The 18,803-nt window shown below is 72.6% G+C and carries 20 protein-coding genes and 3 tRNA genes; 5 read left to right on the top strand and 18 right to left on the bottom strand.

Annotated features, from left to right (window positions below):
• Positions 1-192: 192 nt before the first annotated feature.
• The 6 genes from rplA to FE634_RS16580 all read right to left on the bottom strand — a co-directional run bounded on the left by rplA (position 193) and on the right by FE634_RS16580 (position 4,523).
• The gene (gene rplA / locus FE634_RS16555) at positions 193-909 is read right to left on the bottom strand and encodes a 50S ribosomal protein L1 (RefSeq protein WP_137294362.1); all 717 of its coding nucleotides are present in this window, start codon (positions 907-909) and stop codon (positions 193-195) included.
• A 91-nt stretch (positions 910-1,000) separates the two neighbouring features.
• Positions 1,001-1,429 (bottom strand): 50S ribosomal protein L11, encoded by a 429-nt coding sequence (gene rplK, locus FE634_RS16560; RefSeq protein ID WP_137294363.1) that lies wholly within the window; start codon positions 1,427-1,429, stop codon positions 1,001-1,003.
• A gap of 116 nt (positions 1,430-1,545) precedes the next feature.
• Positions 1,546-2,490 carry a transcription termination/antitermination protein NusG gene (gene nusG, locus FE634_RS16565; protein WP_138876524.1) on the bottom strand — a complete coding sequence of 315 codons (945 nt, stop codon included), beginning with the start codon at positions 2,488-2,490 and terminating at the stop codon, positions 1,546-1,548.
• 52 nt (positions 2,491-2,542) lie between these two features.
• Positions 2,543-2,788 carry a preprotein translocase subunit SecE gene (gene secE / locus FE634_RS16570; RefSeq protein WP_137294365.1) on the bottom strand — a complete coding sequence of 82 codons (246 nt, stop codon included), beginning with the start codon at positions 2,786-2,788 and terminating at the stop codon, positions 2,543-2,545.
• Positions 2,789-2,860: 72 nt separating this feature from the next.
• Positions 2,861-2,933 (bottom strand) — tRNA-Trp (locus FE634_RS16575).
• Between the two features lie 171 nt (positions 2,934-3,104).
• Positions 3,105-4,523: an APC family permease gene (locus FE634_RS16580; protein WP_138876525.1), complete on the bottom strand. Its 1,419-nt coding sequence runs from the start codon at positions 4,521-4,523 to the stop codon at positions 3,105-3,107.
• A gap of 105 nt (positions 4,524-4,628) precedes the next feature.
• On the opposite strand from FE634_RS16580, the gene FE634_RS16585 reads away from it, so the two are divergent.
• The 3 genes from FE634_RS16585 to FE634_RS16595 are packed head-to-tail and all read left to right on the top strand — an operon-like array spanning position 4,629 to position 7,440.
• Positions 4,629-5,837 (top strand): pyridoxal phosphate-dependent aminotransferase, encoded by a 1,209-nt coding sequence (locus tag FE634_RS16585; RefSeq protein WP_138876526.1) that lies wholly within the window; start codon positions 4,629-4,631, stop codon positions 5,835-5,837.
• On the top strand, positions 5,834-6,859 hold the full coding sequence (locus FE634_RS16590; protein ID WP_138876527.1) for an adenosine deaminase: 1,026 nt from the start codon (positions 5,834-5,836) through the stop codon (positions 6,857-6,859). The genes FE634_RS16585 and FE634_RS16590 overlap by 4 nt, the downstream gene beginning before the upstream one ends.
• 38 nt (positions 6,860-6,897) lie before the next feature.
• The gene (locus FE634_RS16595; protein ID WP_138876528.1) at positions 6,898-7,440 is read left to right on the top strand and encodes a DUF4190 domain-containing protein; all 543 of its coding nucleotides are present in this window, start codon (positions 6,898-6,900) and stop codon (positions 7,438-7,440) included.
• A gap of 17 nt (positions 7,441-7,457) precedes the next feature.
• On the opposite strand, the gene FE634_RS16600 is transcribed toward FE634_RS16595, so the two are convergent.
• The 11 genes from FE634_RS16600 to FE634_RS16650 form a co-directional block, all read right to left on the bottom strand.
• Positions 7,458-8,540, bottom strand: a complete 1,083-nt coding sequence (locus FE634_RS16600; protein ID WP_262347460.1) for a UDP-N-acetylmuramate dehydrogenase — start codon at positions 8,538-8,540, stop codon at positions 7,458-7,460.
• Positions 8,537-8,923, bottom strand: coding sequence for a MaoC/PaaZ C-terminal domain-containing protein (locus tag FE634_RS16605; protein ID WP_137294370.1), 387 nt, complete (start codon positions 8,921-8,923; stop codon positions 8,537-8,539). The genes FE634_RS16600 and FE634_RS16605 overlap by 4 nt, the downstream gene beginning before the upstream one ends.
• The gene (locus FE634_RS16610; protein ID WP_138876529.1) at positions 8,923-9,315 is read right to left on the bottom strand and encodes an FAS1-like dehydratase domain-containing protein; all 393 of its coding nucleotides are present in this window, start codon (positions 9,313-9,315) and stop codon (positions 8,923-8,925) included. The genes FE634_RS16605 and FE634_RS16610 overlap by 1 nt, the downstream gene beginning before the upstream one ends.
• A gap of 99 nt (positions 9,316-9,414) precedes the next feature.
• The gene (gene rpmG / locus FE634_RS16615; protein ID WP_137294372.1) at positions 9,415-9,585 is read right to left on the bottom strand and encodes a 50S ribosomal protein L33; all 171 of its coding nucleotides are present in this window, start codon (positions 9,583-9,585) and stop codon (positions 9,415-9,417) included.
• Positions 9,586-9,633: 48 nt separating this feature from the next.
• Positions 9,634-9,707, bottom strand: a tRNA-Met gene (locus tag FE634_RS16620).
• Between the two features lie 11 nt (positions 9,708-9,718).
• Positions 9,719-9,791: transfer RNA gene (locus FE634_RS16625), tRNA-Thr, on the bottom strand.
• 72 nt (positions 9,792-9,863) lie between these two features.
• Entirely contained in the window at positions 9,864-11,279 is a 1,416-nt protein-coding gene (locus tag FE634_RS16630) for an amidase (RefSeq protein ID WP_138876530.1), read from the bottom strand.
• A gap of 91 nt (positions 11,280-11,370) precedes the next feature.
• Complete coding sequence (locus tag FE634_RS16635; RefSeq protein ID WP_148240787.1) at positions 11,371-11,946, bottom strand: DNA-3-methyladenine glycosylase I; 576 nt, start codon at positions 11,944-11,946, stop codon at positions 11,371-11,373.
• Positions 11,947-11,992: 46 nt separating this feature from the next.
• Positions 11,993-13,123 (bottom strand): sensor histidine kinase, encoded by a 1,131-nt coding sequence (locus FE634_RS16640; RefSeq protein ID WP_137294375.1) that lies wholly within the window; start codon positions 13,121-13,123, stop codon positions 11,993-11,995.
• Positions 13,120-14,094, bottom strand: coding sequence for a pirin family protein (locus FE634_RS16645; RefSeq protein ID WP_262347461.1), 975 nt, complete (start codon positions 14,092-14,094; stop codon positions 13,120-13,122). Before FE634_RS16645 ends, FE634_RS16640 begins: the two co-directional genes overlap by 4 nt.
• Positions 14,095-14,128: 34 nt before the next feature.
• Positions 14,129-16,504 carry an FdhF/YdeP family oxidoreductase gene (locus FE634_RS16650; protein ID WP_148240788.1) on the bottom strand — a complete coding sequence of 792 codons (2,376 nt, stop codon included), beginning with the start codon at positions 16,502-16,504 and terminating at the stop codon, positions 14,129-14,131.
• A gap of 220 nt (positions 16,505-16,724) precedes the next feature.
• Here FE634_RS16650 and FE634_RS16655 point away from each other — a divergent pair, with 220 nt between their 5' ends.
• Entirely contained in the window at positions 16,725-17,309 is a 585-nt protein-coding gene (locus FE634_RS16655; RefSeq protein WP_137294377.1) for an RDD family protein, read from the top strand.
• A gap of 27 nt (positions 17,310-17,336) precedes the next feature.
• Here FE634_RS16655 and FE634_RS16660 read toward each other — a convergent pair whose 3' ends face one another.
• A complete protein-coding gene (locus FE634_RS16660) occupies positions 17,337-17,756 on the bottom strand; it encodes a hypothetical protein (RefSeq protein WP_138876531.1) in 420 nt (139 codons plus the stop codon).
• A gap of 109 nt (positions 17,757-17,865) precedes the next feature.
• On the opposite strand from FE634_RS16660, the gene FE634_RS16665 reads away from it, so the two are divergent.
• Positions 17,866-18,801, top strand: coding sequence for a metallophosphoesterase (locus FE634_RS16665; RefSeq protein WP_137294379.1), 936 nt, complete (start codon positions 17,866-17,868; stop codon positions 18,799-18,801).
• Positions 18,802-18,803: the final 2 nt, after the last annotated feature.

Genomic DNA, 18,803 nt, shown 5'->3' on the forward strand with positions numbered 1-18,803 from the left:
GGTTTCCCCGGCCGACCGGGGAAATCTGAACTTGTCGGCCGACACCCCGGCCCCCCAGTTCAGACTTCGGCCGACCGGTGTGACCGGTGGGTCGCGTGGGTCGTGGCGTGCACCCAGGAGGCGGCGGGCGCCCGCAACGACACCGGCCCGCCCAGCAGAGCTGGACGGGCCGGTGTCGGGAGGGACGGAGGCTCAGGCCTCGTCGTCCTCGCCCGCGACGTTGCGGGTGCGGTTCGGGTCGACCTGGATGCCGGGGCCCATCGTCGTGGAGACGGTGACCTTCTTCAGGTAGCGGCCCTTGGAGCTGGCCGGCTTGAGCCGCAGCACCTCCTCGAGGGCGGCGGCGTAGTTCTCGGCCAGCGCGGCCTCGGTGAACGACGCCTTGCCGATGATGAAGTGCAGGTTGGCGTGGCGGTCGACGCGGAACTCGATCTTGCCGCCCTTGATGTCCGTCACGGCTTTCGCCGGGTCGGGCGTCACGGTGCCGGTCTTCGGGTTCGGCATGAGGCCGCGGGGCCCGAGCACGCGGCCGAGGCGGCCGACCTTGCCCATCATGTCGGGGGTCGCGACGACGGCGTCGAACTCGAGCCAGCCACCGCTGACCTTGTCGATCAGCTCGTCGCTGCCGACGATGTCGGCGCCGGCCTCGCGGGCGGCCTCGGCCTTGTCGCCGTTGGCGAAGACCAGGACGCGGGCGGTCTTGCCGGTCCCGTGGGGCAGGTTGACGGTGCCGCGCACCATCTGGTCGGCCTTGCGGGGGTCGACGCCGAGTCGCATGACGACGTCGAGGGTCTCGTCGAACTTCTTCTTCGAGGTGCTCTTGGCGATCTTGATCGCGGCCAGCGGGGCGTGGAGCTCGTCCTTGTCGAACGTGTCCGCCGCCGCGCGGTAGGTCTTGCTGCGCTGCATGGGTCTCAATCCTCTACGTGGTGACGCCGTCGCGACGGCGTCGGGAAGGTTGTGGTCGAAAGTGGGCCAGCACGGGCCCTGCCACGGGGTGCTACTCGGTGGTGACGCCCATCGACCGGGCGGTGCCCTCCACGATCTTCATCGCGGCGTCGATGTCGTTGGCGTTCAGGTCGGGGAGCTTGGTCGTCGCGATCTCGCGCACCTGGTCCTTGGTCAGCTTGCCGACCTTCTCCTTGTGCGGGACGCCGGAGCCCTTCTGCAGCCCGGCGGCCTTCTTGATCAGCTCGGCGGCCGGCGGCGTCTTCGTGATGAAGGTGAACGACCGGTCCTCGTAGATGGTGATCTCGACGGGGATGACGTTGCCGCGCATGGACTCGGTCTGGGCGTTGTAGGCCTTGCAGAAGTCCATGATGTTGACGCCGTGCGGACCGAGGGCGGTACCGACGGGCGGGGCGGGCGTCGCTGCGCCGGCCTGGAGCTGCACCTTGACGAGCGCAGCGATCTTCTTCTTCGGAGGCATGTTCTCTTCCTGTTCTCTGTGGTCATGACGAGGGCGACGCGCCCCCTGCCACGGGTGTTGCTCTACCTATGGTGCTGCGTCGCCGGCCGCGAGGGAAATCGCGACCCGGCGGAGCCTCAGCCCTTCTCGATCTGGCTGAAGCTGAGCTCGACCGGGGTCTCCCGGCCGAAGATCTCCACGAGGGCCTTGACCCGCTGCGACTCGGCGTTGATCTCGGTGATCGTGGCGTGCAGCGTGGCGAACGGGCCGTCGACGACCTGGACGGAGTCGCCGAGGTCGAAGTCGACGACCTCGATGGCCTTCTTGGCCGTCGAGGCGGAACCGGAGCCGGAGGTGGAGGTGCCGGCCGCGGCGGCGGCGATCTCGGCGGCGGCCACGACGGCCGGCGCGAGCATGTTCTCGACCTCGTCCATGCTCAGCGGCACCGGCTGGTGGCTGTTGCCGACGAATCCGGTGACCGAGGGCGTGTGGCGCACCGCCGACCACGACTCGTCGGTGAGGTCCATGCGGACCAGGACGTAGCCGGGCAGCGCGGGCTTCTTGCGGGTGCGGCGCTGGCCGTTCTTGATCTCGACGATGTCCTCGATGGGGACCACGATCTCGTGGATGTAGTCCTCCATGTTGAGCGAGACGATCCGGTTCTCCAGGTTCGACTTCACCCGGTTCTCCATGCCGGAGTAGGTGTGGACCACGTACCAGTCGCCCGGCTTGGCCCACAGCTCGCGACGGAACGCCTCGAGCGGGTCCTCGTCCTCGGCGGGGACGTCGTCCTCGGCGTCCTCGGCGGCGGCCTCGTCGGCGTCGAGGGTCTCCTCGACGAGCTCGGCGGCGGCCTCGTCGGCGACCTGCCCCTCGGCCTCGACCAGGTCGGCGAGCGCCTCGTCGGTCGGCTCCTCGGCGTCGAGGTCGTCGTCGATCTCGGCGACGGCCGGCGCCGTGCCCTCCGCAGCACCCTCGGTGGCCTCGAGGACGTCGTCCTCGACCACGGGGTCGGTCACCTCGGCGTCGGGGTTGTCGATCGCTTCGGTCTCGTTGTACTGCTCAGACACGCGTTGCTCCATCAATTGCTGTTCAGGGGGGCCTCTGCGTCACGACGGCGGCGCCGCCGCGACGTCAGCCGGCGAAGATCGCGAAGGCGAGCTTGCCGAAGCCCAGGTCGAGCGCCGAGACGATCGCCATCATGACGATCACGAAGACCATGACCACGAAGAAGTAGGTGACCAGCTGCTCTTGCGTCGGGTAGACGACCTTGCGCAGCTCGGCGACCACCTGGCGGTAGAACGTCGGGATGCTCGTGCGCTTGCGCTCGTCGCCGGGCCTGTCGTCCCGGGAACCGCGGACCGCGCTGCTGTCCGACACGCCACTCACCTCTCGCCGTACCTCGTGGAGCTTCCGATTGTCTCGAAGCTGTGTTGCCGTACTGATGTGTTGCAGGGCACGAGGGACTTGAACCCCCAACCTTCGGTTTTGGAGACCGATGCTCTGCCAGTTGAGCTAGTGCCCTCCGTCGATCCCTCCGCCACGAACGCACCCGGTCTCGGGCACGGCGCAGCATGCGGGGGAATCCACCGTCGGGGAGTCTACGGCCCCGGGGCCAGCGGCGTCCAAACAACCCCCGCACCGACCCCCGCACCGACCCCTGGCGCGCCCCTGTCCGCGCCCGCGCGGGGTCGGCTCAGCCGGCGCCCGGGCGGCCCCGCCCGACGCCCTCGGGCCGGGTGCGGGCGCCGAAGGAGTACTCCAGCAGGAACAGCACGACGCCCAGCGCCAGGAGCCCCGCGACCCACAGCAGCGATCCGGGGTCGTCGATGACGACGTAGGCCAGCAGCACGGCGTTGCCGAGCAGGCCGAGCAGCAGCAGGGCCGTCGGGGCGTGGTAGTTCTCCTCGGTCTCGGCCTCCCCGCGCAGCTTGAACGCGGCGACGATCACCAGGGAGTAGATGAAGAGGGTGAAGACCACCGTCACGGTGGCGAGCCGGTCGACGACGTCGATGCCGGCGCCGGACTCGTTGAGCGCCCAGCCGACCAGCAGCAGCGCGCAGACCACGGCACCGGCGAAGAGCAGCGCCACGACCGGGCTGCGGCGCTGGTCGTGGGTCTTGGCGAAGACGCCGGGGACGACGTCCTCGCGGGCCATGCCGTAGAGGATGCGGGACTGGGTGACGACCGAGACGAGGGTGGTGTTGGTGATCGCGGTCATCGCGATGATCGCGAAGACGATGCTGAGGACGCCGACCGAGATGGGCAGCACCCCGGACTCGACGACGTCGAGCAGCGGGGCGTCGGAGGAGGCCAGCTCCTTCGCGTCGACCACCAGCGAGGCCGACATCGCGACCAGCACGTAGATCACGCCGGCCGCCATCATGCCGCCGACCAGGGCCCGCGGGAAGTGCTTGGCCGGGTCGACGACCTCCTCGGCGATGTTGGCGGCGTTCTCGAAGCCGGTCATCGCGAAGAAGGCGAGCGCCACCCCGGCGACGATCGCGAAGATCTCGTTGCCCTGGGTGGAGAAGTCGGTCAGGGTGCCGAGGTCGGAGTCGCCCTCGGCGGTGTGCACCACCGCGATGAGCAGCACGACGACCAGGCCGGTGACCTCCACGATCGTCATCACCAGGTTGGCCACGACCGACTCGGTGATGCCGAGGTAGTTCACGATCGTCAGCAGCACGATCAGACCGAGCGAGACCAGGATGGCCGGCGGCAGGGACCACACGGTGTCGAAGTAGGCCGCGAACCCGGTGGCCAGCGAGCCCGAGGCCGCGAAGCAGGCCGAGAGCATGCTGACGGTGACCAGGAAGGTCAGGACGCGGTTCTTGAAGGCCTTGTTGACGAACAGCGCCGCGCCCGCGGCCTGGGGGAACTTCGTGACCAGCTCGGCGTAGGCGGCGCCGGTGATGGTCGCGATCGAGACGCCGATGAGGAACGCGACCCAGAAGGCGCCGCCGACCTCGCCGGCGACGGCGCCGATGAGGACGTAGATGCCCGAGCCGAGCACGTCGCCGAGGACGTAGAAGAAGAGCAGCCGGCCGGTGATCGTCCGCTTGAGCCCGGACTCCTCGCGGTCGACCCCCTCCGGGGACTGGGTGTCGGTCACGGTGACCCGCTTCCTCTCCGAGGACCCGCCGTCCCGACGGGCCTGGTGGTCCTTCGGCCCGAGATGGGTCGGAGGTGTGGAACGTCTCGCCCCTACGATGGGCCCATGACCAGCAGCCCCCGCGACAGACGAGTCTCCCAGCGCATCGGCGCCATCGCCGAGTCGGCCACGCTCAAGGTCGACGCCAAGGCGAAGGCCCTCAAGGCCGAGGGACGTCCGGTCATCGGCTTCGGTGCCGGCGAGCCCGACTTCCCCACCCCCGACTACATCGTCGAGGCTGCCGTCGAAGCCTGCCGCGACCCCCGGAACCACCGGTACACCCCTGCTGGTGGGCTGCCGGAGCTGAAGAAGGCGATCGCCGAGAAGACGCTGCGCGACAGCGGCCTCGTGGTCGACCCGGCGCAGGTGCTGGTCACCAACGGCGGCAAGCAGGCGATCTACGCGGCGTTCGCCGCGATGCTCGACCCCGACGACGAGGTCATCGTGCCGGCGCCGTACTGGACGACCTACCCCGAGGCGATCGCGCTCGCCGGCGGCGTCCCGGTCGAGGTGCTGGCCGACGAGACCCAGGACTACAAGGTCACCGTCGAGCAGCTCGAGGCCGCCCGCACCGACAGGACCAAGGTGCTGCTGTTCGTCTCGCCGTCGAACCCGACCGGCGCCATCTACTCCGCCGAGGAGATCCGGGCGATCGGGCGCTGGGTCGAGGACCACGACCTGTGGGTGCTCACCGACGAGATCTACGAGCACCTCGTCTACGACGACGCCGAGACCGGGTCGATGCCGGCGCTGTGCCCGTTCCTCCAGGACAACTGCGTCATCGTCAACGGCGTCGCCAAGACCTACGCGATGACCGGCTGGCGGGTCGGCTGGATGATCGGCCCGAAGGACCTCGTCAAGGCCGCGACCAACCTCCAGTCGCACGCCACCTCCAACGTCGCGAACGTCGCCCAGCGCGCCGCCATCGCCGCGGTCGAGGGCGACCTCACCGCGGTCGAGGAGATGAAGACCGCCTTCGACCGGCGTCGCAAGACCATCGTGTCGATGCTCAACGAGATCGACGGCGTCCTGTGCCCGATGCCCGGCGGCGCGTTCTACGCCTACCCGTCGGTCAAGGGCCTGCTGGGCAAGGACTACGACGGCGTCCGGATCGACACCTCCGCCGAGCTCGCCGAGTACTTCCTCGACAAGGCCGAGGTCGCCGCCGTCCCCGGTGAGGCCTTCGGCTCCCCCGGCTACCTCCGGTTCTCCTACGCCCTCGGTGACGACGACATCGTCGAGGGCATCTCGAGGCTGCAGAAGCTGCTCGCTTGAGACCCCGGGACCTGCACGCCCTGCCGAAGGCGCACCTGCACCTGCACTTCACCGGCTCGATGCGGCACGGCACGCTGCTCGAGCTGGCCGAGCGCGACGGCATCGCCCTGCCCGACTCGCTGGTGTCGGAGTGGCCGCCGCAGCTGAGCGCGGCCGACGAGAAGGGCTGGTTCCGCTTCCAGCGCCTCTACGACGTCGCGCGCTCGGTGCTGCGCACCGAGGACGACGTGCGGCGCCTGGTGCTCGAGGCCGCCGAGGACGACGTCCGCGACGGCGGGCGGTGGCTGGAGATCCAGGTCGACCCGAGCGGGTACGGCGCCCGGTTCGGCGGGATCACCGCCTTCACCGACCTCGTGCTGGACGCCGTCCGCGTGGCCTCCGAGCGCACCGGGCTCGGGATGGCGGTCGTCATCGCCGCCAACCGGACCCGCCACCCCCTCGACGCGCGCACGCTCGCCCGGCTCGCGGCGCAGTACGTCGACCGCGGGGTCGTCGGGTTCGGGCTCTCGAACGACGAGCGGCGCGGCCGCACCGCCGACTTCGAGGCCGCCTTCGAGATCGCCGGGCGGGCCGGGCTGCTGCTCGTGCCGCACGGCGGCGAGCTGCGCGGGCCCGACCACGTGCGCACCTGCCTGGACCGGCTGCACGCCGGGCGGCTCGGCCACGGCGTCCGGTCGACCGAGGACCCGGACCTGCTGGCCCGCATCGTCGACAGCGGCGTGGCCCTGGAGGTCTGCCCGGTCTCGAACGTCGCCCTCGGCGTCTACTCCGACCTGACGTCGGTGCCCCTGCCGACCCTGCTCGAGGCCGGCGCCACGGTGGTCCTCGGTGCCGACGACCCGCTGCTCTTCGGCTCGCGCCTGGCCGGGCAGTACGCCACGATGCGGGCCGCGCACGAGCTGTCCGACGAGACGATGGCCGAGCTCGCGCGGATGTCGCTGCGAGCCTCGCGCGCCCCCGACGCGCTGCGGGACGCCGCCCTCGCCGACGTCGACGCCTGGCTGGCCGCGCCCGCCGGCTGAACGGGTTTCGCCCCGGCCGCCGATGGGACACTGACGCCATGAGCGAGCGCCCCGACGAGACCGAGCCGATCCAGTCGTACCTCGCCAAGGGTGACCCCTCCTCCGAGCAGGCCCCGGCGCCCGAGCCACCGACGAGGCCCCACGAGCAGCCCCACCCGGGCCCGGCGCAGGGCCAGCCGCACCCCCAGTCGTACCCCCAGCCGTACGGGGGCCAGCCGTACGGGGGCCAGCCGGGCTACCAGCCCTACCCGCCAGGCGCCTACTCCTACGGCTACCGCCCCTCGCACAGCGGCGCCAACACCGCGATGGCGCTGGGCATCGCCAGCATCGTCTGCCTGGTGCTGACCTTCGTCGTCTGCGTGACGCTGCCCGGCGTGCTGTGCGGACCCTTCGCGATCGCGCTCGCGATCCGGGCCCAGAAGGAGATGCGGGCCGCCCCGGGTCACTTCACCAACGAGAGCGCGGCGACGACCGGGCTCGTCACCGGCATCATCGGCACCGTCCTGGGCGTCGGGGTGATCGCCGTCGCGGTGCTCTACGCCGGCTTCGTGGTCTCGATCTTCAGCCTCGGCACCACCTGAGCGACGGCCGCGGCGGGCTAGAGCTCGCAGCCGACGAGCACCGGCTCGTGGACCAGGGTGATGCCGAACGCCGCGTGCACGCCGTCGCGGACCTCGCGCGCGAGCGCGAGCAGGTCCTCGGTCGTCGCGTCCCCGCGGTTGGTGAGGGCGAGCGTGTGCTTGGTGGAGAGCCGGGCCGGCCCGGCGCCGTGGCCACGGGCGAAGCCGGCGTGCTCGATCAGCCAGGCGGCCGAGGTCTTCGCGAGCCCGTCGCCCGCGGGCCAGGCCGGGGCGCCCTCGGGCACCTCGGCGGCCGGCACGACCGGGTTGGTGAAGAACGAGCCGGCGCTCCAGGTGTCGTGGTCCTCGGCGTCGAGGACCATGCCCTTGCCGCCGCGCAGCCCGAGCACGGCGGCCCGGACGTCGGCGAGCGGGGCGCGACGTCCCTGCTCGACGCCCAGGGCGCGGGCCAGCTCGGCGTAGGCGACCGGGGCGCCGAGGGTGCCTACGGCGAGCTGGAAGGTGACGTCGAGGACGACGTGCCGCCCGCCCCAGGCGTCGTACCGCTCGGCCTTGAAGCGCGAGCTGCGGTAGCCGAAGTCGCAGTCGGGGCCGGCGAAGGTGCGCACGCGGTTCAGCACGCGGTCCCAGACCCGGACCCGCGCGATCGTCTGCGCGACGTCCTGGCCGTAGGCGCCGACGTTCTGGATCGGGGTGGAGCCGACGGCGCCCGGGATGCCGGACAGCGCCTCGACGCCCACCCAGCCGCGCTCGACGGCGTGGGCGACGAAGCCGTCCCAGTCCGCACCGGCGGCGACGGTCACCAGCGCTCCCCCGCAGGTCGCGTCGTCGGGGCCGACGGCCTCGCCGGTGTCGCCGGTGTCGCTGGTCAGGCCGGTGGTGGCGACCGCGACGACCGTGCCGGCGAAGCCGGCGTCGGCGACGACGAGGTTGCTGCCGCCACCGAGCAGGAGCACCGGCTCGCCGGCGGCGTCGGCCGTCGAGACGGCCTCGACGAGCTCGGCCTCGGTCGTGGCGACGACGAACCGCCCGGCCGGGCCGCCGAGCCGCAGGGTCGTGTGGTCGCGCAGCCGCTCCCCGGCGGGGTCGGGCACGGTCACGCCCGCAGGGTGGCCTGGCAGCGGCCGAGGACCGAGACGCCGTCGCAGGTGACCGTGACGGCGATGGTGCCGTCGTCCTTGACGACGCCGCTCACGCTGACCTCGACGCCCTCGGCCGGGACGACGACGGGCTTGGTGAACTTGGCGCCGATCGAGGCGACCTCGCCGCGGCCGCCGGCCTGCTCCTCGACGTAGCGGGCGGCCAGGGCCAGGGTGTACATGCCGTGGGCGATGACGCCGGGCAGCCCCACCGAGCGGGCGACGTCCTCGTCCTGGTGGATCGGGTTGTGGTCACCGCTGGCGCGGGCGTAGGCCACGAGGTCGTCGCGGGTGATCGTGAACGTGCGTGCGGCCAGCTCGCCCGCCGGGAGCGCGGCGCCCATCAGGCGTTCCCGCGGTGGACGAGGGTGGCGCTGCCGGTGCAGACCAGGGCGCCGGCGGCGTCGGTGACCCGGCTGGTGGTGCCGATGATGTCGTTGCCGCCGATCTGGCGCAGCGTGGCGACGGTGAGCGCGACGGTGAGGACGTCGCCGGGCACGACCGGCCGCTCGTGGGCGAAGCGCTGCTCCCCGTGCACGATGCGCGCGAGGTCGAGCGCCTCGGCCTCCAGGAACCCCATCATCGCGTCGAAGGCGGGGACGATGGGATAGGTCGCGGGGGCGGGGCCGCCGTCGTAGCGGCCGCCGGTGGCCTCGACGAAGGCACGGACCGAGGGCTCGGTGACCTCGTGCGGCGGGGCGGGCGGGTACGAGCGCCCGACGATGGTGGCGTCCACGGAGTCGACGTTAACGCAGACGAGCCCGCCTCCGGGATCCGGGGCGGGCTCGATCGGCGCCGGCGCGGGCCGGTGCCAGGTGGTGCGGGACGACCAGCGTCAGCGGGTCTCGCGGTGCGCGGTGTGCTTGCGGCAGCGCGGGCAGAACTTCGCGAGCTCGAGCCGGTCGGGGTCGTTGCGGCGGTTCTTCTTGGTGATGTAGTTGCGCTCCTTGCATTCCACGCACGCGAGCGTGATCTTGGGGCGAACGTCGGAGCTCTTGCTGGCCACGGTGGATCCTCTGTCGAAGGGTGCTGAACGCTGGTCGGTCGTGCTGGGTAGCGGGAGCGGGACTCGAACCCGCGACACCACGATTATGAGTCGTGTGCTCTAACCACCTGAGCTACCCCGCCAAGAGTACGAGAGCCCCTTTACGGAATCGAACCGTAGACCTTCTCCTTACCATGGAGACGCTCTGCCGACTGAGCTAAAGGGGCAACGACGCAGAACGATACACACGGTCCGATGAAGCACGAAATCGGGTCCGGTGGCACCGCGCGGCGGTGGGATCACCCTCCCACAGACCCCCCGATCCGAGCGAAGGGGGATGCCTCCTCGAGCTCGTAGGCCAGCTCGAGGAGCACGGCCTCGTGACCGGCCGCGGCACCGAACATCATCCCCACCGGGAGCCCCTGCGCCGACGTCGCCAGGGGCAGGGAGATCGCCGGCTCGCCGGTCGCGTTCTGGAGCGGCGTGAAGGCCACCCACGTCGTCAGCCGGTCGATGACGGTCTCGTAGGGCTGGGTCGGGTCGAGGTGCCCGACCAGCGGCGTCTCGTGGGCCAGCGTCGGCGTCAGGGTGACGTCGTGCGCCTCGTGGTGGCGGGCCAGGAGGACCGAGGAGCGGCGCAGCCGGCGCACCGCGCCGGGCAGGCGGTGCAGGTTGCGGGTCGCGTGCCGGGCCAGCCCGCGGGTGAGGTGGTCGAGGCGGTCGGGGTCCCAGGAGCGGCCGTGCTGACGCCGTCCGGTGCGGAGCAGGACGAGGGCGAGCGAGGCCCAGTAGAGCAGGAAGTCGTCGCGGAAGCCGGGCGGCGTCGGCGCCTCGACCTCCTCGACGTGGTGGCCGAGCTCCTCGAGGAGGACGGCGGTGCGCAGGGTGAGCTCGCGCACCTCGGGGCTGGCCCCGACACCTCCGGCCCCGGAGGTGTTGAGGGCGACGCGGAGCCGCTTGCGGCCCGGGCGGGTGAGATCCCCCACAGGCGGCAGCGAGAGGTTGCGGTAGACGTGCTCGGCCTCGCGGAGGAACGCGGCCGTGTCGCGCACCGAGCGGGTCAGCACGCCGTCCGAGACGATCCGGACGGGCATCTCGCGCAGCGCCCGGTCCTGGGCCAGCCGGCCGCGGGTCGGCTTGAGCCCGACGAGCCCGTTGACGGCGGCCGGGATGCGGATCGACCCGCCGCCGTCGTTCGCGTGGGCGATCGGGAGGGCGCCGGAGGCGACGAGGGCGGCCGAGCCCGCCGAGGACGCCCCGGCCACGTGCTCGGTCGACCACGGCGAGCGGACGGCGCCCAGCCGGGGGTGCTCGGCCGCCGCCGAGAAGCCGAACTCCGACAGCTGGCTCTTGCCGAGCGACAGCAGGCCGGTGGCGAGGTACATCCGCGCGAAGTCGCCGTCGGCCGGGGCCGGGCGCGCGACCCAGGCGTCGGTGCCCTCGCGGGTCGGCATCCCGGCGACGTCGACGTTGTCCTTGACGACGGTCGGGACGCCGGCGAAGAAGCCGCCACGGGGGTCGCGGGCCTCCACCCGCGCCCGGTCGTAGGCGGTGAAGGCCATCGCGCCGAGGAGCGGGTCGACCCGCTCGACCCGCCGGATCGCCGCCTCGACCACCTCGGGCACCGACACCGCGCCCTCGTGGAGGGCGGCGACGAGGCCGACCGCGTCGTGGTCGCCGAGGGCGTCGTCGTCGTGCGCGCTGACCTGGGTCATGCGTGGTGACGGTAGCCGGTGCGGCCCTCCGTCGGGACCGGCCAGCCGGGCGGACCCCGCCGTCCCGGTCGGGACGTGCCGCCGGGCCCGGTCAGCCGGCCCGGCGGAAGCACCCCACCAGGTGCGGGTCGAAGACGCCGGTGGCCTCCATCAGCGCCTGCATCGTGGTCGGGCCGACGAACACGAAGCCCCGCTTCTTCAGGCCCTTCGACAGCGCGACCGACTCGGGCGAGGTGGTCGCCACCGCGGCGGTGTCGGTGGGGGCGGGCGGGTGCTCGGGGGCGAAGGACAGCACGAGGGCCTCGAGGCCGCCGGCCTCGCGCAGGGCCACGGTGGCGCGGGCGTTGGTGACGGCGGCCTCGATCTTGAGGCGGTTGCGGACGATGCGGGCGTCGTCCATCAGGCGCGCCCGGTCGGCGTCGTCGAAGCGCGCGACCGTGTCGGCGTCGAAGCCGCGGAAGACCTCGCGGAAGGCCTCGCGCTTGCGCAGGATCGTCGACCACGACAGCCCCGACTGGAACGCCTCCAGGGTGAGCCGCTCGAGGTGGGCCGCCTCCCCGTGGACCGGCCGTCCCCACTCGTGGTCGTGGTAGTCGCGCATCAGGCCCGGCTGGTCGCCGGCCCACGGGCAGCGGGCGAGGCCGTCGGCGCCGGTCAGGGGTCCCATGCCGGCATCCTGCCCCAGCCCGCCGACAGGCGGCCGGGCCCGCGGGTCAGGAGGCGCCGGCGCGCGCCAGCGGGACGGCGAAGGTGAACGCGCTGCCCCGCCCCGGCGCGCTGGAGACCTCCAGGACGCCGCCCATCAGGGTCACCAGGTTGCGCGAGATCGCCAGCCCGAGCCCGGTGCCGCCGAACTCCCGGGTGATCGAGGAGTCGGCCTGGCGGAACCTCTCGAACACCTGGCCCTGCACCTCCTCGGTCATGCCGATGCCCGTGTCGGTGACGGTGAAGCGGAGGTCGACGGTGTCGGGGCCCTCCCCCTCGGCCTCGACGGCGAGCCCGACCCCGCCGACGTGGGTGAACTTGGTGGCGTTGTCGATGAGGTTGGTGAGCACCTGCGCGATGCGGGCGGCGTCGCCGACCACCCGCCGCGGGACGTCGGGCGCGACCTCGGTGACGAAGTCCAGGCCGCGCTCGTCGAGCGCGCCGCGGACGATCAGGGCGGTGTCCTCGACGACGTCGTGGAGGTCGAAGGCGGCCGCGACGAGCTCGACGCGGCCGGCCTCGACCCGCGAGAAGTCGAGGACGTCGTTGACCAGCCGCAGCAGCCGCTCCCCGGAGCGCCCCATCACCGTCACCAACCGGCGCTGGCGGTCGCTGAGCGTGGTGTCGTCGAGCAGCTCGGCGGCGGCCAGGACGCTCGTGAGCGGCGTCCGGATCTCGTGGCTCATGGTGGCCAGGAAGGCCGACTTGGCGGCGTTGGCGCTCTCGGCGACGCGGCGGGACTCCGCCAGGCTCCGCTCGAGGTCGCGCCGGGCGGTGATGTCCTCGGCGATGCCGTACACCTCGACCATCTCGTCGTCGACGACGATCGGGATGCCGATCACCTCCAGGTCGCCGACCGAGCCGTCGCCGCGCACGAAGCGGGTCTCGAAGATCCGGGTCTCCCCGCCCAGGATGCCGGCGAAGTGGCCCGCCACCTCCTCGACGTCCTCGTCGAGGAGCAGCTCGAGGAAGGAGTGGCCGACCAGCTCGTCGGCGCCGCGGCCGCTGATCCCGAACGCGGCCGGGTTCACCGAGAGGAACCGGCCCTCGAGGTCGAGGGAGAACACCGCGTCCGGGTGCAGGTCCCACAGGGAGCGGAGCCGGGTCTCGGCCAGGCGGAGGTCGCGCTCGGCGCTCACCGACGCTCCCGGAGGCGGACCTGGGGCATCGGGGGCGCGGGGATCGGCGGCCGCGGCTCGCCGGTCGGGACGCCGAAGCGGCCGTCGGCGAGCGTGCTCCCGTCGCCGACCTGCTCCTGCCACTCGCGCCGCGAGGCGACCACCTCCTCGTGGGTGCGGGCCACGAAGTTCCACCACATCACGATCGCCTCGCCGAACGGCGGCCCCCCGAGCAGGAGCAGCCGCACCGGGTCCGGGCCGGCGACGAGGTCGAGCGAGGCCGCACCCGGGGGCAGGTAGACCAGGTCGTGGGCGGCGGCGTCGCGCCCGCCCACGCGCACCGCGCCGGCGTCGACGAGGACGCCGTGCTCGAACGCGGGGTCGACGTCGAGGGTGGTCGCGGCGCCGGGCTCGAGGAGCAGCTCGGCGCCCAGCAGCGGCGTCGCGGTGGGGACCGGCGAGACGACGTCGAGCAGCGCCCCGAGGAAGACGCGCGCCTCGAGGCCCGGGCGGCGCACCGGCGCGGGCGCGTGGTGCACGAAGCCGGGGTCGGCGTCGCGGGCGTGCTCGGGCAGCGCGACCCAGAGCTGCGCGCCGTGCAGGGTCGTCGTCGCCCCCGTCGAGACCTCGGAGTGGCTGATCCCGCGGCCGGCGGTCATCAGGTTGACCTCGCCGGGGCGCACGATCGCGTGGTGGCCGGCGCTGTCGCGGTGCTCGATCTCGCCGGTGAACAGCCAGCTCACCGTCTGCAGACCGGTGTGCGGGTGCGGCGGCACGACCATCCCGCCGCTCTCGGCGACCGGGTCGGGCCCGTAGTGGTCGAGGAAGCACCACGCACCGATCAGGCTGCGGGCGCGCGAGGGCAGCGTGCGTCTCACCGTCATCGCCCGCGGTCCGCCGAGCGGCACCTCGCGCGGCGTCATGACCTCGACGCCCTCCGCGGGACCGGCGGTGCAGGTGACTTCCTCGGGGTGCTCGTCCAGCGTGCTCACGGGATCATCGTGACACCCCGCACCGGCGGGGCCCTCAGCTCTGCTGGATCGGGTCGGTGGCCCGCTTGTGCCCGTGCTCGACGTCCACGCCCGCCGGCCTCGTGACGCCGGCCCTCCCGCCGCCCGGTGCCTGCAGCCGCACGACGACCGACTTCGAGGTCGGGGTGTTGCTGCCCTCGGCCTTCGAGTCGAGCGGGATGAGCGGGTTGGTCTCGGGGTAGTAGGCCGCGGCGCAGCCGATCGGCTGGTCGTAGGCCACAATGCGGAACGCCGGCGCGGTGCGCTCCGAGCCGTCGTCCCACTCGCTGACGAGGTCGACCAGGTCGCCGTCCTCCCAGCCGAGGTGACGGATGTCGTCGGGGTTCACGAACACGACGCGGCGCCCGTTCTTGACGCCGCGGTAGCGGTCGTCGAGCCCGTAGATCGTGGTGTTGAACTGGTCGTGGCTGCGCATCGTCTGCAGCAGCAGCCGTCCCTCGGGCACGGCCAGGACGTCGAGCGGCACCACCGAGAAGATCGCCCTGCCCACCGCCGTCGGGAAGGTGCGCGAGTCGCGGGGCGGGTGCGGGAGCACGAACCCGCCGGGCCGCTCGACCTTCTCGTCGTAGGCCGCGCACCCGGGCACGACGTTCGCGATGCGACGCCGGATGGCCGAGTAGTCGGCCCGCAGGTCGGCCCACGGGATCTCGTAGGCCGCGCCGAGGGTCGCCAGCGCGAGCGAGCAGACGATGTCGACCTCCGAGCGCAGGTGCTCCGAGGCCGGTTCGAGCGGACCCTTCGACGCGTGGACCGCGGACATGGAGTCCTCGACGGTCACGCGCTGCTCCCGGCCGCCGGTGAGGTCCTTCTCCGAGCGGCCCAGCACGGGCAGGATCAGCGCCTCGCGGCCGGTGACGACGTGCGAGCGGTTCAGCTTGGTCGACACGTGGACGGTCAGGTCGGCCCGGCGCAGCGCGGCCTCGGTGACCTCGGTGTCGGAGACCGCGGAGGCGAAGTTGCCGCCCATGGCGAAGAAGACCCGCGCCCGGCCGTCGGTGAGCGCCTTGACCGAGTCGACGGTGTCGAAGCCGTGCTCGCGCGGCGGGTCGAAGCCGAACTCGGCCTGGAGGGCGTCGAGGAACTCCGGCTTGGGCCGCTCCCAGATGCCCATCGTGCGGTCACCCTGCACGTTGGAGTGGCCGCGCACGGGGCACAGGCCGGCGCCGGGCTTGCCGATGTTGCCCTGGGCCAGCGCGAGGTTGACGAGCTCCTTGATCGTGGCGACGGAGTTGCGGTGCTGGGTCAGGCCCATCGCCCAGCAGAAGACGGTGCGCGAGGAGGTGCGCAGCATCTCCCCGGCCTCCTCGACCTGGGCCCGGGTCAGGCCGGTGGCCCGCTCGATCTCGGACCAGTCCACCTGGCGCAGGTGCTCGACCCACGCCTCGTAGCCCTCGGTGTGCGCGGCGACGAAGTCGTGGTCGACGGCGTCGTGCTCGAGCAGGTAGGCCGCCAGACCCTGGAAGAGGGCCAGGTCGCCGTTGATGCGCACCGGGAGGAACAGGTCGGCCAGCGCCGTGCCGGGACCGACCATGCCGCGCGGCGTCTGCGGGTTCTTGAACCGCACCAGCCCCGCCTCCCGCAGCGGGTTGACCGCGATGATCCGGGCGCCGCGCTGCTTGGCGATCTCCAGCGCACTCAGCATGCGGGGGTGGTTGGTGCCCGGGTTCTGCCCGGCGATGACGATGAGCTCGGCGTCGTGGACGTCCTCGAGCGACACCGACCCCTTGCCGATGCCGATGGTCTCGGCGAGGGCGACCGAGGTCGACTCGTGGCACATGTTCGAGCAGTCGGGCAGGTTGTTGGTCCCGAAGGCGCGCACGAACAGCTGGTACACGAACGCGGCCTCGTTCGAGGTCTTGCCCGAGGTGTAGAAGATCGCCTCGTCGGGGCTGTCCAGGCCGCGCAGGTGCCCGGCGACGAGGGTGAACGCGTCGTCCCAGGAGATCGGCTCGTAGTGCGTGCTGCCGGCCCGCTTGACCATCGGCTCGGTGATCCGGCCCTGCTGGCCCAGCCAGTAGTCGGTGCGCTCCTCGAGCGCGGCCAGCGGGTGCTCGGCGAAGAAGCCCCGGTCGACGCAGCGGCGGGTCGCCTCCTCGGTGACCGCCTTGGCGCCGTTCTCGCAGAACTCCGCGGCGTGCCGGTGCCCCGCCGCCGGGTCCGGCCAGGCGCAGCCCTGGCAGTCGAAGCCGTCGACCTGGTTCAGCTTGAGCAGCGTGCGCGCGGTCCGGCTCGGACCCATCTGCTCGACCGCGCGCTTGAGCGCCACGGCCACGGCGGTCTTGCCCGCGGCGGCGTGGGCCTCACCGCCGACCTCGAGGTCGGACTCGTCGATGTCGTCGCGGGGCGGCTTGCGGGCGAAGGGGCGGACCATGCCCCACATCCTCGCCCCTGCCCGGTCGACCGGGGTCACCCCGGGGAGGCCACCGGGCGCAATAGCCCGTCATGACCTGTCCGTGCGCGCCCGGACGCGCTAGTTTCAGCCGACCTCCCGACCCTCCCGGGTCGGTGCCCTGCGCCACGCTCCCTGCCGGCCCGGCACGTCCCCTCGTGCCCGGCAGGCGGGCACGCCCCCACCTCCCCGAGGAGATCCCATGTCCCAGTCACCGCCTCCCCCGCCGCCGCCCGGCGGCTACGGCTCACCGCCCCCGGCCGGCGGCTACGGGGCCCCGCCCCCGCCGCCGGTGGGCGTGCCCCGCCCCGGCGAGCTGGTCGACCGGTTCGTCGCCCGGCTGATCGACGGGGTGATCCTCGGCGTCGTCTACGGCATCGTCTACTCGATCTTCAGCGCGATCTTCCTGCGGGGCTTCGGCTACTCGACCGGCGAGTGGCTGCTGTTCTGGATCTTCGCCTCGATCGTCATCAGCGTGGTCTGGGTCGGCTACTTCGCCTACCTCGAGTCGGCCCGTGGTGCCACGATCGGCAAGCAGGTGATGAAGCTCAAGGTGGTCGGCCCCGACGGCGTCGCGAACCCGACGCTCGAGCAGGCCGCCCGGCGCAACGTCTGGCTGGCCGCCAACCTCCTCAACATCATCCCGATCATCGGGGCGGTGCTGAGCTTCCTGGCCAGCGTCGCGGCGGTCGTGATGATCGCCGTCGGGATCAACGGCGACCCGCAGCGCCGCCAGGCCTGGCACGACCGGTTCGCCGGCGGCACGCAGGTGCTCAAGGTCGGCTGACCCGCGCCGCCGCGACCGCCGCCGGGATCAGCGTCCCGGCGGCGGGAAGGCCGGCGGCGGGAAGGCCGGCGGCGGCCCCGAGGGGTGCGCCGGGCGCTGGACGTCGGCGGCGACGACGTCCTTGTGGAAGCGCCGGTGGACGTGGAGCGGCTCGCCGAGCGAGGTGCACCTCCACCACAGCCCCGACGGCGGCCCGACCTGGACCGAGCGCGGCACCTCCGCCAGCACCCCGGTGACCTTGGACTGGCTCCACGTCGTGCCGGCCAGCACCAGGATCCGACGGTCGGTGACCACCACGACGCGGTACTTGTTGGCGAAGACCAGGATCAGCACCGAGAGCAGCAGCCACCACTGGCTGATCTTCTGGCCGCCGAACACGGCCTGCACCTGCTCGCCCGGCTGCAGGTGGGGACGGGCCTTCTCGAGCATCGTGTCGCGCAGCGCCATGCCGGGTTCTCCTCGGGGTCGACGGGCCGGTGGACCCGGCCGGCGGCCGTCGTCTCCCCGACGGCCAGGTTCTCCACTCCCCGTTCCCGGCGCGCACTAACCTCGATCCGTGCAGCTAGGTCAGTACCCGTCCCCGCGTCACGTCGTCGCCCACCTCAGCGACCCGCACCTGCTCGCCGCCGGTGGTCTCCAGTACGGCGCCGTCGACCCCGAGCGGGGCCTGCTGCTGGCCCTCGAGCGCCTGCGGCACCTCGACCCGGCGCCCCAGGTGCTGCTCTTCACCGGTGACCTCGCCGACAAGGCCCAGCCGGCGGCGTACGTGCGGCTGCGCGAGCTCGTCGAGCCGGTGGCCGCCGACCTCGGCGCGCAGGTCGTCTGGACGATGGGCAACCACGACGAGCGGGCGGCCTACGCCGCGAACCTGTACGGCGAGCACGGCCACGACGGCCCGCAGGACCGGGTCCTCGAGGTCGACGGGCTGCGCGTCGTCGCCCTCGACACCAGCGTGCCCGGCTACCACCACGGCGAGCTGGAGCCGGCCCAGCTGGCCTGGCTGGCCGACGTCCTCGCCACGCCGGCACCGCACGGCACCGTCCTGGCGATGCACCACCCGCCGATCCCGGTGCCGATGCTGCGGGCCGCCGAGGTGATCGAGCTCGAGGACCAGGCCGCGCTCGCCGCGGTGCTGGCCGGCACCGACGTCCGCGTCATCCTGGCCGGGCACCTGCACATCTCGACGTACTCCACCTTCGCCGGGATCCCGGTCTCGGTCGCCTCGGCGTCCTGCTACACCAGCGACCCCGCCCCGGTCGAGCGGTTCGTGTCGGGCGTCGACGGGCACCAGGCGTTCACGGTGGCGCACCTGTACGCCGACCGCGTCGTCCACACGATCGTGCCGCTGGCCCCCGCCCCCGAGGTGACCGGGTTCCCGGCCGACGTCGTGGCCCAGCTCGAGGCCCTCACGCCCGCCGAGCGGCGCGAGCTGCTGTCGCGCAAGAACTCCGACTTCAACATCGACCTCGAGGGCCCCTTCGACGACGAGTGAGG

It is taken from the genome of Nocardioides sp. S-1144 (genome assembly GCF_005954645.2).
Taxonomy (GTDB): Bacteria; Actinomycetota; Actinomycetes; order Propionibacteriales; family Nocardioidaceae; genus Nocardioides; species Nocardioides dongxiaopingii.